Here is a 14,856-nt window from a genome sequence, read left to right as displayed (position 1 = left end):
TATCAAAAGGAGTGACACCATGCTGGTGATGCGCCCCGCGCAAATGGCCGACCTCACTGAAGTGCAGCGTCTCGCCGCGGACAGCCCGGTTGGTGTGACTTCACTGCCGGACGACGCTGATCGTCTGGGCGAAAAGATCGCCGCCTCGGAGGCCTCGTTTGCCGCCGAAGTCAGCTTCAACGGTGAAGAAAGTTACTTCTTCGTTCTGGAAGACAGCGAGAGCGGCCGCCTGGTCGGCTGCTCCGGCATCGTCGCCTCGGCCGGCTACTCCGAGCCGTTCTACAGCTTCCGCAACGAAACCTTCGTGCACAACTCCCGTGAGTTGAAGATCCACAACAAGATCCACGTGCTCTCGCTGTGCCACGACCTCACCGGCAACAGCCTGCTGACCAGCTTCTATGTCGAGCGGCCGTTGGTGAACACCGCCTGGTCGGAGCTCAATTCCCGCGGTCGTCTGCTGTTTCTCGCCAATCACCCGGAACGTTTTGCCGATGCGGTGGTGGTGGAGATCGTCGGTTACAGCGACGAGGCCGGTGATTCGCCGTTCTGGGACGCCGTGGGACGCAACTTCTTCGACATGAACTACACCGAGGCCGAACGCCTGTGTGGGTTGAAGAGCCGCACCTTCCTGGCTGAACTCATGCCGCATTACCCGATCTACGTGCCGCTGCTGCCGGATGAGGCACAGGAAGCCATGGGCCAGGTGCATCCACGGGCGCAGATCAGCTTCGACATCCTCATGCGTGAAGGCTTCGAGACCGATCATTACATCGACATTTTCGACGGTGGCCCGACCCTGCATGCACGCACTTCAGGCATTCGCTCGATTGCCCAGAGCCGTGTGGTGCCGGTGCGTATTGGCGAGCCCGGCAAAGGCGGACGGCCGTATCTGGTCTGTAACGGTCAGCTGCAGGATTTCCGCGCGATTGTCGCGGAGCTGGATTGGGTACCGGGTAAGCCGGTCACCCTGAGTGTTGCGGCCGCCGAAGCCCTGGGTGTCGGCGAAGGCGTCAGCGTACGCCTGGTTGCGGTTTAAGGAGTTAGCGCATGATCGTTCGTCCCGTCCGCAGCACCGATCTGCCGGCTCTGTTTCAACTGGCGCGCAGCACCGGCGCAGGCCTGACCACCTTGCCGGCCAACGAGGAGCGCCTGGCGCACCGAGTGGGCTGGGCCGAGAAAGCTTTCCGTGGCGAGGCCGGTCGGGCCGATGCCGACTACCTGTTCGTGCTCGAAGACGACAACGGCGAAGTGGTGGGTATTTCGGCGGTTGCCGGCGCCGTTGGCTTGCGCGAGCCTTGGTACAACTACCGGGTTGGTTTAACCGTCAGCGCCTCGCAGGAACTGAACATTCACCGGCAGATTCCCACCCTGTTTCTGGCTAACGACCTGACCGGCAACTCCGAGCTGTGCTCGCTGTTTCTGCGCAGCGACCAGCGCAGCGGCCTGAATGGCCGGCTGTTGTCCAAGGCGCGCTTTCTGTTTATCGCCGAATTCCGTGAGCTGTTCGGCGACAAGGTGATTGCCGAGATGCGCGGCATGTCCGATGAGCAGGGCCGTTCACCGTTCTGGGAGAGCCTGGGTCGGCACTTCTTCAAGATGGAATTCTGCCAGGCCGACTACCTCACCGGCGTGGGCAACAAGGCCTTTATCGCCGAGCTGATGCCCAAGTTTCCGCTCTATACCTGCTTTCTCTCGGAAGACGCGCGCAACATCATCGGCCGCGTCCACCCGGACACCGAGCCGGCGCTGGCCATGCTCAAGGGCGAGGGTTTCAGCTACCAGGGCTATGTCGACATCTTCGACGCCGGCCCGGCCATCGAGGCCGAAACCGCGAAGATTCGCGCCGTGCAGGACAGCCAGGTGCTGGTGCTGGCCATCGGCACGCCGGGCGACGATGCCCCGCAGTTTCTGATCCATAACCGCAAGCGCGAAGACTGCCGGATTACTGCCGCGCCAGCGCGTCTGGCCGCCGGCACCCTGGTGGTGGATGCGCCGACTGCCAAGCGCCTGCAGTTGTCGGCGGGCGATCAGGTGCGTGCGGTTGCGGTTTCCGCTCGCGGCTAAACCCGGGCGCCGCTGTCTCTATTTGCCGATCCGGTGCAGGCCGGGTCTACACCTTGCTGGGAGTGATAAAACAAGATGAGCACTCATTACATTGCCGGTGCCTGGCTCGCGGGCCAGGGCGAGGCCCTGGAATCACTCAACCCGGTCAGCCAGGAAGCCATCTGGCATGGCCGCGCGGCCACGCCAGAGCAGGTGGACGCCGCTGTGCAGGCTGCTCGCGCAGCATTCCCAGCCTGGGCGGCACGCTCGCTGGATGAGCGTATTGCCGTGCTCGAACAGTTTGCCGCCACCCTGAAAAGCCATGCCGAGGCTTTGGGCCACTGCATCGGTGAAGAAACCGGCAAGCCGTTGTGGGAAACCGCCACTGAAGTCACCAGCATGGTCAACAAGGTCGCCATCTCGATTCAGAGCTACCGCGATCGCACCGGTGAGAAGAGCGGCCCGCTGGCTGACGCCACCGCTGTGCTGCGGCACAAACCGCATGGCGTGGTGGCGGTGTTCGGCCCGTACAACTTCCCCGGTCACCTGCCCAACGGGCATATCGTGCCGGCGCTGCTGGCCGGTAACTGCGTGGTGTTCAAACCCAGTGAGCTGACCCCGAAAGTTGCCGACCTGACGGTCAAATGCTGGATCGAAGCCGGTCTGCCGGCGGGCGTGCTCAACCTGGTGCAGGGCGCCCGTGAAACTGGCGTGGCCCTGGCCGCGCATGAGGGTATCGACGGGCTGTTCTTCACCGGCTCCAGCCGCACCGGCAATCTGCTGCACAACCAGTTTGCCGGCCGCCCGGACAAGATCCTCGCCCTGGAAATGGGCGGCAACAACCCGCTGCTGGTGGATCAGGTCGCTGACCTCAATGCCGCCGTGTACACCATCATTCAGTCGGCGTTTATCTCCGCTGGCCAGCGTTGTACCTGTGCCCGTCGCCTGCTGGTGCCGCAAGGCGCCTGGGGTGACAGCCTGCTGGAGCGCCTGGTGGAAGTTGCCGCCAGCATCAAGGTCGGCAGCTTCGACGCCCAGCCTGCGCCCTTTATGGGTTCGGTGATTTCCCTGGAGGCCGTGCAGCACCTGATCAAGGCGCAGCAGCACCTGCTGGCTCAGGGCGCCAAACCACTGCTGGAAATGACTCAGCCGCTGCAGGGCGCCGCCTTGCTTACCCCGGGCATCATTGATGTGACTGAAGTCGCCAATCGTCCGGATGAAGAGTTCTTCGGCCCGTTGCTGCAGGTGATTCGCTACGCCGATTTCGAGTCGGCCATCGCCGAGGCCAACAACACCCAGTACGGCCTGGCCGCTGGCCTGTTGTCCGATTCAAAGGCGCGCTACGAGCAGTTCTGGCTGCACAGCCGCGCCGGCATCGTCAATTGGAACAAACAACTGACTGGTGCCGCCAGCACCGCTCCGTTTGGCGGCGTGGGTGCCTCGGGTAACCACCGCGCCAGCGCCTATTATGCGGCCGATTACTGCGCCTACCCGGTGGCTTCGCTGGAATCCGACAGCCTGAGCCTGCCTGCCACCCTGACCCCCGGAGTTAGCCTGTGAGCCAAGTATCCAAAGCGTCTGCATTTGAAGTGAATTTCGACGGTCTGGTCGGGCCAACGCACAACTATGGCGGGCTGTCTTACGGCAACGTTGCCTCGCAGAGCAACAGTCAGGCTGCGTCCAATCCGAAAGAAGCGGCCAAGCAGGGCCTGGCCAAGATGAAGGCTCTGATGGAAATGGGCTTCAAGCAGGGCGTACTGGCCCCGCAGGAGCGCCCGAATGTCGCCGTGCTGCGCAGCCTGGGTTTTACCGGCACCGACGCCCAGGTGATTCAGAAGGCGGCGAAAGACGCCATGCCGCTGTTGGTCGCCAGCTGTTCGGCGTCGAGCATGTGGACAGCCAACGCCTGTACCGTCAGCCCGAGTGCGGATACGGCGGATGGCCGCGTGCATTTCACCGCCGCCAACCTCAACTGCAAATTCCACCGCTCGATCGAGCACCCGACCACCAGCCGGGTGCTCGGCGCCATGTTCGCCAATGAGCAGCACTTCGCTCACCACGCCGCGTTGCCGGCCGTCGGTCAGTTTGGTGACGAAGGCGCGGCCAACCACACGCGCTTCTGCAAAGGCTACGGCGATGCTGGTGTGGAGTTCTTCGTATTCGGCCGCAGCGCCTTCGACAGCCGCTTCCCGGCGCCACAGCGCTACCCAGCGCGGCAAACCCTGGAAGCCTCGCAGGCGGTGGCCCGACTGCACGGCCTGAGCGATGACGGCGTGGTCTACGCCCAGCAGACGCCTGCGGTGATCGATCAGGGTGTGTTTCACAACGACGTGATCGCCGTAGGCAATGGCGAGGTGCTGTTCTATCACCAGGACGCCTTCCTCGACACCGAGAAGGTACTGGCTGAGCTGAGCGACAAGCTCGCCCGCCGTGGCGGCAACCTCCAGGCCGTGTGTGTGCCGCGTGATGCGGTGACGGTGGAGGATGCGGTCAAGTCCTACCTGTTCAACAGCCAGCTGTTGACTCGCGCGGATGGCGGCATGCTGCTGATCGTGCCGGAAGAGTGCCGTAACAACGCCAATGTCTGGCGCTACCTGGAGCAACTGACCAGCGGTAATGGGCCGATCCGCGAGGTCAAGGTCTTCGACCTCAAGCAGAGCATGCAGAATGGCGGTGGCCCTGCCTGCCTGCGTCTGCGCGTGGCGCTCAAGGAGCATGAGCTGGCGGCGGTCAACCAGGGTGTGATCATGACCCCGACCCTGCACGACACTCTCCATGTCTGGGTCGACAAGCACTACCGTGATCGCCTGAGCGAAAACGACCTGGCTGACCCACAATTGCTCAACGAATGCCGCACGGCCTTGGACGAACTGACGCAGATCCTTAAACTGGGCGCGGTTTATCCATTCCAATTAGCTTGATTGAGTACTTATTACCATGTCTGACGCCCTGCAACTGATCCTTGAAGACACCGATGGCACCCAGCTGGAAACCTCCTGCACGCGGTTTGCCGTGGTCTGGCAGGGCAAGGAAATCTGGATTCAGCAGGTTGGTAATGGCCAGCTGATGATTGGCGTGGACGTGGAGGAGGGCGACACCGAGTACGCCAACCTGCTGCTGCGTCCGTTGGCCACCAACCTGGTCAGCCTGGAGCTGGAAATGGAACCGGCCGATCTGGCGGATGAAGATGGCCATGTGCATGGCCCAGATTGTAATCACGATTGAGGAAACGCCCATGCTTGCCCTCGGCAAACTGCTTGAACTGACCCTCGCCGGCCATGAGCCGGCAGCGAAGATTCAGCTGACGCCCGAGGGCACGCGTTTGCGTTGGCTGGCCGAAGGTGCGTTGGAAATAACGCCGCCCGTGGCCAGCGACAATGGTCTGGATCTGCTGCTCTCTGCCGGCATCCACGGTAATGAAACCGCGCCGATTGAACTGCTCGACCGTCTGCTGCAAGGCATCGCCCGCAGTCAGTTGAAGCCCCGTGCGCGGATTCTCTTTTTGTTCGGTAACCCCGCCGCCATGCGCAGCGGCGAGCGCTATATCGAACAGGACATCAATCGCCTGTTCAACGGCCGTCACGATCAGCACACCGGTGCCGAAGCGCTGCGAGCCTGCGACCTGGAACACCTGGCCGCCACCTTTTTCAGCAAGCCGGAACGTACCCGTCTGCATTACGACCTGCACACCGCGATTCGCGGGTCGAAGATCGAGCAGTTCGCTCTTTACCCGTTTCAGGAAGGTCGCCCGCGCAGCCAGCGTGAACTGGCGCGCCTGAGCGCTGCCGGGATTGAAGCGGTGCTGCTGCACAACAAAAGCTCGATCACCTTCAGCGCCTACACCTACACCCAGTTGGGTGCAGAAGCCTTCACCCTGGAATTGGGTAAGGCGCGACCGTTCGGGCAGAACGAACTGGTTAACCTTGATCTGCTTGAACTGCATCTACAGGCGCTAATCGAAGGTCGCGAGCCTGAAGGTGCCACTGATGATCTGGGCGAGCTCAAACTGTTCGCCGTGGCCCGCGAAGTGATCAAGCACAGCGACGCCTTCAAGCTGCACCTGCCGACCGATATCGAGAACTTCAGCGAACTGCCGCTTGGCTACCTGCTGGCCGAGGATCTGGCTGACACCCGCTGGGTGGTGGATGAGCCGGGTGCGCGGATTATCTTCCCCAATCCCAAGGTCAAGAACGGCCTGCGTGCCGGTATCCTGATTGTCCCCGCCGAAGACGTGAACTTGGCCTAAGCCGATCGGGTGAGTGACGCTTTATCCATTCACCTATTGATGCACGTGGGTGGATGAGAGGCGTTATACACCCTAGGTAGCTGTCCTGCATTTTCTTGCCCGATCTGTACCTTGTTCGCCTAAGTGGTGCGCTTTAGCATCGGGCTTTAGCCTCATTTAAGGACTGCCCGCCATGCCCGTGATCGACCTGCGCAGCGACACCGTCACCCAGCCGACTCCAGGTATGCGTGAGGCCATGCAAGCCGCCGAACTGGGTGATGACGTGTATGGCGAAGACCCTACGGTCAACCGTCTGGAGCAGTATCTGGCGGCTGAGCTAGGGTTTGCGGCCGCGCTGTTTGTGCCCACGGGCACCATGAGCAACCTACTCGGGCTGATGGCCCATTGCGCGCGGGGCGACGAATACATCGTTGGTCAGCAAGCGCATACCTATAAATATGAAGGCGGCGGTGCGGCCGTGCTCGGTTCGATCCAGCCGCAGCCGATCGATGGCGAAGCCGATGGCTCGCTGGATTTGGCCAAGGTAGAAGCCGCGATCAAGCAGGATGACTTCCACTTTGCCCGCACCCGCCTGCTAGCGCTGGAAAACACCATGCAGGGCAAGGTGTTGCCGCAGGCGTATCTGCAAGCGGCACGTGAACTGTGCACACGACGCGGTTTGGCCCTGCACCTGGATGGCGCGCGGCTGTATAACGCGGCGGTCAAGTTGGGCGTGCCGGCGCGGGATATTACGCAGTACTTTGATTCGGTGTCGGTGTGCCTGTCCAAGGGCCTCGGTGCCCCGATTGGCTCGGTGTTGTGCGGCTCAGTTGAGGTGGTCGGCAAGGCGCGACGTTTGCGCAAGATGGTCGGCGGCGGTATGCGCCAGGCCGGCATGCTCGCGGCGGCGGGCTTGTATGCGCTGCAGCATCAGGTTTCGCGCCTGGCTGAGGATCATGCCAATGCAGAACGTCTGGCGGCTGGCCTGCGCGAGTTGGGTTATACCGTGGAGCCGGTGCAGACCAATATGGTTTACGTGCAGGTCGGCGAGCAGGCCGGCGCGCTGAAAGTCTTCTGCGCCGAGCGCGGGATCAAGCTTACTGCGGCACCAAGGCTGCGTATGGTCACTCACCTGGATATCTCCCCTGCGGATATCGATCAGGTGGTGGCGACCTTCGCCAAATTTCGTCGGAATTGATTGTCTTGGGGCGATGAATAGTCGCTCTCTATCAATAAAGGCACTAGCCCCCTAGCGCAGGCCCGATATAATGCGGCCCTTTGCCGGCTTTGTCGTGGCCGCTGGTTTTTGGAAGATTCCTATGAAAAGCGCAGAAATCCGTGAAGCCTTCCTCAGCTTCTTCGAACAGAAGGGACACACCCGTGTCGCCTCCAGCTCCCTGATTCCGGGTAATGACCCGACCCTGCTGTTCACCAACGCGGGGATGAACCAGTTCAAGGATTGCTTCCTCGGCCTGGAAAAGCGCGCCTACACCCGCGCCGCCACCAGCCAGAAGTGCGTGCGTGCCGGCGGCAAGCACAACGACCTGGAAAACGTCGGTTATACCGCACGTCACCACACCTTCTTCGAAATGCTCGGCAACTTCAGCTTTGGCGACTATTTCAAGCGCGATGCCATTCACTTCGCCTGGGAATTCCTCACCGGTGAAAACTGGCTGAACCTGCCCAAGGAAAAGCTCTGGGTCACCGTCTATGCCACAGACGATGAAGCCTTTGATATCTGGAACAAGGAAATCGGCGTTCCGGCCGAGCGGATGATCCGCATCGGCGACAACAAAGGCGCGCCGTACGCGTCCGACAACTTCTGGACCATGGGCGACACCGGCCCGTGCGGTCCGTGCACCGAAATTTTCTTCGATCACGGCGAGCACATCTGGGGCGGGCCACCCGGCAGCCCGGAAGAGGATGGCGACCGCTATATCGAAATCTGGAACAACGTGTTTATGCAGTTCAACCGCACCGCAGATGGTGTACTGCATCCGCTGCCGGCGCCGAGCGTGGACACCGGCATGGGGCTGGAGCGCATCAGTGCCGTGCTGCAGCACGTCAATTCGAACTATGAAATTGACCTGTTCCAGAGCCTGCTCAATGCAGCGGCCAAGGCCATCGGTTGTGCCAACGAGGCCCAGGCTTCGCTGAAGGTGGTGGCTGACCATATCCGTTCGTGCGGCTTCCTGATCGCCGATGGCGTGACGCCGTCCAACGAGGGTCGTGGCTACGTGCTGCGCCGTATCATCCGCCGCGCCTGCCGTCACGGTAACAAGCTGGGCGCCAAGGGCAGCTTCTTCTACCAGATCGTTGCCGCGCTGGTGGCCGAGATGGGCGAAGCCTTCCCTGAACTGAAACAGCAGCAGGCGCATATCGAGCGCGTGCTGAAAACTGAAGAAGAGCAGTTCGCCAAGACCCTGGAGCAGGGCCTGAAGATTCTCGAGCAGGACCTGACCGAGTTGAAAGGCAGCGTGATTCCAGGTGATGTGATCTTCAAACTGTATGACACCTACGGCTTCCCGATGGACCTTACCGGCGACATCGCCCGTGAGCGCGAGCTGACCCTGGATGAAGAAGGTTTCGAGCGCGAAATGCAGGCGCAGCGTGAACGTGCCCGTTCCGCCAGCTCTTTCGGTATGGACTACAACAGCCTGGTCAAGGTCGACAGCGACACCGCGTTCCTCGGCTACCAGGGCACCAGCGGCAGCGGCAAGATCATTGCGCTGTTCAAGGCCGGTCAGGCAGTCGATAGCCTGGGCGAAGGCGAGGAGGGCGTAGTGGTCCTCGATCAGACGCCGTTCTACGCCGAATCCGGTGGCCAGGTTGGCGACTGCGGTTTTCTTGAAGGCGCGGGCGTGCGTTTCGACGTGCGTGATACCACCAAGGCTGGCGGCGCATTCCTGCACCATGGCGTTGCGGTCAAGGGCGGCTTGAGTGTCGGCACTTCGGTCAAGGCTGAAGTCGACGCCAGCGTGCGTCAGGCCACTGCGCTCAATCACTCGGCGACCCATTTGCTGCATGCGGCGCTGCGCCAGGTGCTGGGCGAGCACGTGACCCAGAAGGGCTCGCTGGTCGACAGCCAGCGCCTGCGTTTTGACTTCAGCCACTTTGAGGCGATTACCCCGGCTCAACTGAAAGAGCTGGAAGCCATCGTCAACCGCGAAGTGCGTGGCAACACAGAAGTCGAAACCCTGGAAACCGATATCGAAACCGCCAAGGCCAAAGGCGCCATGGCGCTGTTCGGTGAGAAGTACGGCGATCAGGTGCGCGTGCTGAGCATGGGCGGCGATTTCTCCGTTGAGCTGTGTGGCGGTACTCACGTCAAACGTACCGGTGACATTGGTCTGTTCAAGATCATCAGCGAAGGCGGTGTGGCGGCTGGTGTGCGTCGAATCGAAGCAGTCACTGGTGCAGCCGCCTTTGCCTACTTGAATGGCGCGGAAGAGCAGCTCAAAGAAGCAGCGGCGCTGGTCAAAGGCAGTCGCGACAACCTGCTGGACAAGCTGGCGGGTGTGCTGGAGCGCAACCGTCAGCTGGAAAAAGAACTGGAGCAGCTCAAGGCCAAGGCCGCCAGCGCGGCGGGCAATGACCTGGCTGGCTCGGCCGTCGACGTCAAAGGCATCAAGGTACTGACTGCGCGTCTTGATGGTCTGGACGGCAAGGCGTTGTTGGCCATGGTCGATCAGTTGAAGAACAAATTGGGCAGTGCAGTCATCCTGCTAGGCGGTGTGCAGGACGAAAAAGTCGTGCTGGTGGCCGGTGTGACCCAGGATCTGACTGCCAAGCTGAAGGCTGGTGAGCTGATGAAGCAGGCAGCTGCTGCTGTTGGCGGTAAAGGCGGCGGTCGTCCGGATATGGCGCAAGGTGGTGGTGTTGACGCAGCTGCGCTGGATGGCGCGCTGGCGTTGGCCGTCACGTTTGCCGAGCAGGGTCTGTAAAGATCAGGTTGCTGGCTGCAAAGACCAAGGCCCGGTATACGCCCGGCGGGCCTTGGCAGGGTTTTGAGTTATCTGTTTAATGGGCGCCCTTCACGGGCTGAGGCGGCTTTGAAATGGCTTTGATCGTACAGAAATTTGGCGGCACCTCCGTCGGCACTGTTGAGCGTATTCAGCAGGTGGCCGCGAAGGTGAAGAAATTCCGCGAAAACGGCGATGACATTGTGGTTGTGGTTTCCGCCATGAGCGGTGAAACCAATCGCCTGATCGATCTGGCCAAACAGGTCAGTGATGGTCAGCCGATACCGCGTGAACTCGACGTGATGGTCTCGACCGGCGAGCAGGTGACGATTGCCCTGCTGGCCATGGCGTTGATCAAGATTGGCGTGCCGGCGGTGTCTTACACCGGCAATCAGGTGCGCATCCTGACGGACAGCGCGCACAACAAGGCGCGCATCCTGCAGATCGATGACCAGAAACTGCGTACCGACCTCAAGGCCGGTCGCGTGGTGGTGGTCGCCGGTTTTCAGGGTGTCGATGAGCACGGCAACATCACCACCCTTGGTCGTGGCGGCTCTGACACCACCGGTGTGGCGCTGGCTGCTGCGCTGAAAGCCGATGAGTGCCAGATCTACACTGACGTTGATGGTGTTTACACCACTGACCCGCGTGTGGTGCCGCAGGCTCAGCGCCTGGAAAAGATTACCTTCGAAGAGATGCTGGAAATGGCCAGCCTCGGTTCCAAGGTGCTGCAGATTCGCTCGGTGGAGTTCGCCGGCAAGTACAACGTCCCGCTGCGCGTGCTGCACAGCTTCCAAGAGGGGTCGGGCACCCTCATTACCCTTGATGAAGAGGAATCCATGGAACAGCCGATCATCTCCGGCATCGCTTTCAACCGCGACGAAGCCAAGCTGACCATCCGTGGCGTACCGGACATCCCGGGCGTGGCGTTCAAAATTCTCGGCCCGATCAGTGCTGCGAACATCGAAGTGGACATGATCGTGCAGAATGTTTCGCACGATAACACCACTGACTTCACCTTCACTGTGCACCGCAATGACTACACGGCGGCGTTCGAGGTGCTGGAAAACACGGCCCGTGAACTGGGTGCACGTGAAGTCATCGGTGACACCAAGATCGCCAAGGTGTCCATCGTTGGTGTCGGAATGCGTTCCCATGCCGGTGTTGCCAGCCGTATGTTCGAGGCGCTGGCCAAGGAAAATATCAATATCCAGATGATCTCGACCTCGGAAATTAAAGTCTCCGTGGTGATCGAAGAGAAATATCTGGAGTTGGCGGTGCGCGCCCTGCACACTGCTTTTGAACTGGATGCCCCGGCCCGTCAGGGCGACTGAGGCATTATCCGAAAGGCGCGGTTTATCCGCGCCTTTTGTCTTTTTGGTTGGCATGAGCGGGAACTTTCTTTCTGCTCACACTGGTCAATACTTGGGTGAAGGCTCTGCTTGAGATGTTCGGGGCTGCCACCATTTTCTTTTTTGCAGACTGTTGTTGTCCTGAACTGAAATCCGTAAGGAGAAAGGAATGCTGATTCTGACTCGCCGGGTCGGAGAGACCCTGATGGTGGGTGACGAAGTCACTGTCACCGTGTTGGGCGTTAAAGGTAATCAGGTGCGCATTGGCGTTAACGCGCCGAAAGAGGTTGCCGTGCACCGTGAAGAAATTTACCAGCGCATCCAGAAAGAGAAAGGCGAAGAACCAAGCCACTAATTTTATTGAAATTTTGGCTTTGCAAACGGGGAAAACATGGTTATCATGCGCCCCGTGTTGCGGAGAGGTGGCCGAGTGGCCGAAGGCGCTCCCCTGCTAAGGGAGTACACCTCAAAAGGGTGTCGGGGGTTCGAATCCCCCCTTCTCCGCCATATTTAGTGTTGTAAGGTGGCGCTGCGTTAAAGCGATAAGTTATTGAAACTATTCGATTTAATGCTTGATTATGAAAATCGACTCCTTATAATGCGCACGCTCTACGGACTCATAGCTCAGCTGGATAGAGTACTCGGCTACGAACCGAGCGGTCGGAGGTTCGAATCCTCCTGAGTCCGCCATATACGAAACACCTGCGCAGCAGTTGATTCGGGCAACCAGTGGTGGTCTGGTATAAAAAACGCCAATTGGACTCATAGCTCAGCTGGATAGAGTACTCGGCTACGAACCGAGCGGTCGGAGGTTCGAATCCTCCTGAGTCCGCCATGCAAGAGGGGCCTGCAGTGATGCAGGCCCTTTTTTATTGTGCAGATTTTTACCGGGTTATGCGTCGCGGTGCTGCGTGCCTTTTCCGGCCAGCTGCCTAGCAGGCTTCAGCGTTTGGCTTTGCCTTTGACGCAGCCGGCTTCATCAAAGCTGACATTGCGCTTGTTGCCTTTCTTGCTTTGGTAGACATAACGCGTCTGGCCGTTGTGTTTGCTGACCTTGTCAGGTCTGCCCAGGCTGCTTTCCACATCGGCGCGACTCATTCCCGTGCGGATTTGCTGTTTGATGATCGCGGCGCGGCGTTCACTGCTGCTCAGCTGGTTGCCGCAGTCATCCTGTTTGACGCCAACCACCGTCAGTTCCTGCTTATCGACCTTCTTGCTGCTGCGGCTGCTTTTCTGTGGTTTGGCCAGTGGCACCGGCTTGCCGCTACCGGGCGTAGGGTTGTAAGCCTGCTGAAGGCTTTGCTGGTGGCTATCAGGGCAGCCTTGGCGGGTGAAGGTGACATGCCCCTTGGTATCTTCACAGCGGTACACGGTTGAGCCGAGCGTGCTTAGGGGGCAAAGCAGAATGGCGCAGCAAGCTGCGTAGTGCAGTCCTCGCATCGTACGTCCTCCATGACGGTTCAGTTCAGAAGGGTAGTCGATACCTTTGTGATCGCCAGGCGTGCCTTGCCCGGTGCGCGGCTCGTCGCAGCTACAGATATGTACACGCGCACTCAAGTTTGCCTTGCAAGCGCTTGTTCTAGGTTTGTTTTTGTCACATGCAAAGCGTCTTGGCGGTGGTATCATTCGCCGCGTCAGCCCCGCCGGGGCTTGTGGAATACCACCATGGACTTACCCAGTAGTTACTCAAATCGCTTATCGCACAATCGTGTAAGACCGGATTGATCCCCTGTGGCGTGCACCGTCGCTGGGGATGGAGCGCGCCATGACTGAAGTAGAAGCAAAAAAACCGCAGGAAAGTCTGCAGGATCGCCTGGCTCAGGTGGTCGAACTGTTGCATCGCCACAAGGTGGTGGAAGACCTGACCCATCGTCAGGAAGGCCAGCACCACGACCGGGTGGAAAACCTGGTGCATCGGCAAAACCTTGCCGAGCTGCAGCGCAAGCTCGATGAGCTGCACTCCGCTGACGTTGCCCATATCCTCGAAGCCTTGCCGCTTGGCGATCGTCTGACTGTTTGGCAGTTGGTCAAGGTCGAGCGCGACGGCGACATCCTTCTTGAAGTGTCCGATGCGGTGCGCGAAACCCTGCTCGCGGACATGGATGATCATGAGATTCTCGCCGCGGCCAAGGAAATGGACGCCGACGAGTTGGCTGACCTGGCCTCCGAGCTGCCGCGCGACGTCGTGCATGAGCTGATGGAAACCCTCGACGCCCAGCAGCGCGAGCGGGTGCGTTCGGCCCTGTCCTATGAGGAGGAGCAGGTTGGTGCGCTGATGGACTTCGAGATGGTCACCATCCGCGAGGACGTCAGCCTGGAAGTGGTGTTGCGCTATCTGCGCCGCCTGAAAGAGCTGCCGGGGCACACCGACAAACTCTTTGTGGTTGATTACGACGGGGTGCTCAAGGGCGTACTGCCGGTTAAGCGCCTGCTGGTCAATGACCCGGAGAAGCTGGTCAGTGAAGTCATGGCCACCGATCCGGTGAGCTTCCATCCGGATGAGGATGCCTATGATGCTGCGCAGGCATTCGAGCGCTATGACTTGATTTCCTCGCCTGTGGTGGACAAGAACGGCAAGCTGATCGGCCGTTTGACGATTGACGAAATGGTCGACCTGATTCGTGAGGAAAGCGAAAGCGAAGTCCTCAATATGGCCGGTCTGCGTGAGGAGGAGGATATCTTCGCCTCGGTATGGAAGTCCCTGCGCAACCGCTGGGCCTGGCTGGCGATCAACCTGGTGACGGCCTTTATGGCATCTCGGGTGATTGGTCTGTTCGAAGGCTCCATTGAAAAGCTGGTGGCTCTGGCGGCGCTGATGCCGATTGTGGCGGGCATTGGTGGTAACTCGGGTAACCAGACCATCACCATGATCGTGCGTGCCATGGCGCTGGATCAGGTCAGTACCGGCAACACCGGTCGGCTGATTCGCAAGGAGTTGGGTGTGGGTTTGGTCAACGGTCTGATCTGGGGTGGGGTAATCGGCGTAGTGGCCTATCTGTTGTATGACAGCTGGTCGCTGGGTGTGGTAATGACTGCAGCGATGACCCTCAACCTGCTGCTGGCCGCTCTGATGGGGGTGCTGATACCCATGACGCTGGTGCGTATGGGGCGAGATCCGGCTATGGGGGCCAGTGTGATGATCACTGCGGTCACTGACAGTGGTGGCTTCTTTATCTTCCTGGGCTTGGCGAGCCTGTTCCTGCTTTAGCCGTTAATTTGCTGCCAATAAAAAACCGCCACTAAGGCGGTTTTTTATTGGCAGCAAAAAAACCGA

Annotated in this window: 12 protein-coding genes and 3 tRNA genes; 14 read left to right on the top strand and 1 reads right to left on the bottom strand. The window is 60.1% G+C overall.

Annotation, left to right across the window (positions count from 1 at the left end; all coding sequences use genetic code 11):
- Window positions 1-19 precede the first annotated feature (19 nt).
- The 13 genes from aruF (at window position 20) to IOD17_RS17245 (ending at window position 12,417) form a co-directional block, all read left to right on the top strand.
- Window positions 20-1,036 (top strand): arginine/ornithine succinyltransferase subunit alpha, encoded by a 1,017-nt coding sequence (gene aruF / locus IOD17_RS17305; protein ID WP_233686275.1) that lies wholly within the window; start codon window positions 20-22, stop codon window positions 1,034-1,036.
- A gap of 11 nt (window positions 1,037-1,047) precedes the next feature.
- Entirely contained in the window at window positions 1,048-2,064 is a 1,017-nt protein-coding gene (astA, locus tag IOD17_RS17300; RefSeq protein ID WP_233686274.1) for an arginine N-succinyltransferase, read from the top strand.
- A gap of 75 nt (window positions 2,065-2,139) precedes the next feature.
- Window positions 2,140-3,603 (top strand): succinylglutamate-semialdehyde dehydrogenase, encoded by a 1,464-nt coding sequence (astD, locus tag IOD17_RS17295; RefSeq protein ID WP_233686273.1) that lies wholly within the window; start codon window positions 2,140-2,142, stop codon window positions 3,601-3,603.
- Window positions 3,600-4,964: an N-succinylarginine dihydrolase gene (gene astB, locus IOD17_RS17290; protein WP_233686272.1), complete on the top strand. Its 1,365-nt coding sequence runs from the start codon at window positions 3,600-3,602 to the stop codon at window positions 4,962-4,964. Before astD ends, astB begins: the two co-directional genes overlap by 4 nt.
- A gap of 16 nt (window positions 4,965-4,980) precedes the next feature.
- Window positions 4,981-5,268 carry a topoisomerase II gene (locus IOD17_RS17285; RefSeq protein WP_233686271.1) on the top strand — a complete coding sequence of 96 codons (288 nt, stop codon included), beginning with the start codon at window positions 4,981-4,983 and terminating at the stop codon, window positions 5,266-5,268.
- Window positions 5,269-5,278: 10 nt separating this feature from the next.
- Window positions 5,279-6,289: a succinylglutamate desuccinylase gene (gene astE, locus IOD17_RS17280; protein ID WP_233686403.1), complete on the top strand. Its 1,011-nt coding sequence runs from the start codon at window positions 5,279-5,281 to the stop codon at window positions 6,287-6,289.
- 172 nt (window positions 6,290-6,461) lie between these two features.
- Entirely contained in the window at window positions 6,462-7,466 is a 1,005-nt protein-coding gene (gene ltaE / locus IOD17_RS17275) for a low-specificity L-threonine aldolase (RefSeq protein WP_233686270.1), read from the top strand.
- 121 nt (window positions 7,467-7,587) lie between these two features.
- Window positions 7,588-10,212 carry an alanine--tRNA ligase gene (gene alaS, locus IOD17_RS17270; protein WP_233686269.1) on the top strand — a complete coding sequence of 875 codons (2,625 nt, stop codon included), beginning with the start codon at window positions 7,588-7,590 and terminating at the stop codon, window positions 10,210-10,212.
- 113 nt (window positions 10,213-10,325) lie between these two features.
- Window positions 10,326-11,564: an aspartate kinase gene (locus IOD17_RS17265; protein ID WP_233686268.1), complete on the top strand. Its 1,239-nt coding sequence runs from the start codon at window positions 10,326-10,328 to the stop codon at window positions 11,562-11,564.
- Between the two features lie 187 nt (window positions 11,565-11,751).
- Complete coding sequence (csrA, locus tag IOD17_RS17260) at window positions 11,752-11,937, top strand: carbon storage regulator CsrA (RefSeq protein WP_025165378.1); 186 nt, start codon at window positions 11,752-11,754, stop codon at window positions 11,935-11,937.
- Window positions 11,938-11,998: 61 nt separating this feature from the next.
- A tRNA-Ser gene (locus IOD17_RS17255) sits at window positions 11,999-12,089 on the top strand.
- Window positions 12,090-12,195: 106 nt separating this feature from the next.
- Window positions 12,196-12,272: transfer RNA gene (locus IOD17_RS17250), tRNA-Arg, on the top strand.
- Between the two features lie 68 nt (window positions 12,273-12,340).
- Window positions 12,341-12,417: transfer RNA gene (locus IOD17_RS17245), tRNA-Arg, on the top strand.
- Window positions 12,418-12,524: 107 nt separating this feature from the next.
- Here the strand turns inward: IOD17_RS17245 and bamE are convergent.
- Window positions 12,525-13,022, bottom strand: a complete 498-nt coding sequence (gene bamE, locus IOD17_RS17240) for an outer membrane protein assembly factor BamE domain-containing protein (RefSeq protein ID WP_233686267.1) — start codon at window positions 13,020-13,022, stop codon at window positions 12,525-12,527.
- Between the two features lie 325 nt (window positions 13,023-13,347).
- On the opposite strand from bamE, the gene mgtE reads away from it, so the two are divergent.
- The gene (gene mgtE, locus IOD17_RS17235; protein ID WP_233686266.1) at window positions 13,348-14,790 is read left to right on the top strand and encodes a magnesium transporter; all 1,443 of its coding nucleotides are present in this window, start codon (window positions 13,348-13,350) and stop codon (window positions 14,788-14,790) included.
- Window positions 14,791-14,856 lie beyond the last annotated feature (66 nt).

The organism is Pseudomonas anguilliseptica (genome assembly GCF_021375795.1).
Lineage (GTDB): Bacteria > Pseudomonadota > Gammaproteobacteria > Pseudomonadales > Pseudomonadaceae > Aquipseudomonas > Aquipseudomonas anguilliseptica_A.
The sequence above is the reverse complement of the archived record's forward strand: the minus strand, read 5'-3'. Positions and strand labels throughout refer to the sequence as shown.

Bases quoted from the DNA above. Each gene is read 5' to 3' on its own strand.
- astA (WP_233686274.1), top strand. From the start codon at position 1,048: ATGATCGTTCGTCCCGTCCGCAGCACCGATCTGCCGGCTCTGTTTCAA.
- astE (WP_233686403.1), top strand. From the start codon at position 5,279: ATGCTTGCCCTCGGCAAACTGCTTGAACTGACCCTCGCCGGCCATGAG.
- astD (WP_233686273.1), top strand. From the start codon at position 2,140: ATGAGCACTCATTACATTGCCGGTGCCTGGCTCGCGGGCCAGGGCGAG.
- alaS (WP_233686269.1), top strand. From the start codon at position 7,588: ATGAAAAGCGCAGAAATCCGTGAAGCCTTCCTCAGCTTCTTCGAACAG.
- mgtE (WP_233686266.1), top strand. From the start codon at position 13,348: ATGACTGAAGTAGAAGCAAAAAAACCGCAGGAAAGTCTGCAGGATCGC.
- aruF (WP_233686275.1), top strand. From the start codon at position 20: ATGCTGGTGATGCGCCCCGCGCAAATGGCCGACCTCACTGAAGTGCAG.
- bamE (WP_233686267.1), bottom strand. From the start codon at position 13,022: ATGCGAGGACTGCACTACGCAGCTTGCTGCGCCATTCTGCTTTGCCCC.
- csrA (WP_025165378.1), top strand. From the start codon at position 11,752: ATGCTGATTCTGACTCGCCGGGTCGGAGAGACCCTGATGGTGGGTGAC.
- ltaE (WP_233686270.1), top strand. From the start codon at position 6,462: ATGCCCGTGATCGACCTGCGCAGCGACACCGTCACCCAGCCGACTCCA.
- IOD17_RS17265 (WP_233686268.1), top strand. From the start codon at position 10,326: ATGGCTTTGATCGTACAGAAATTTGGCGGCACCTCCGTCGGCACTGTT.
- IOD17_RS17285 (WP_233686271.1), top strand. From the start codon at position 4,981: ATGTCTGACGCCCTGCAACTGATCCTTGAAGACACCGATGGCACCCAG.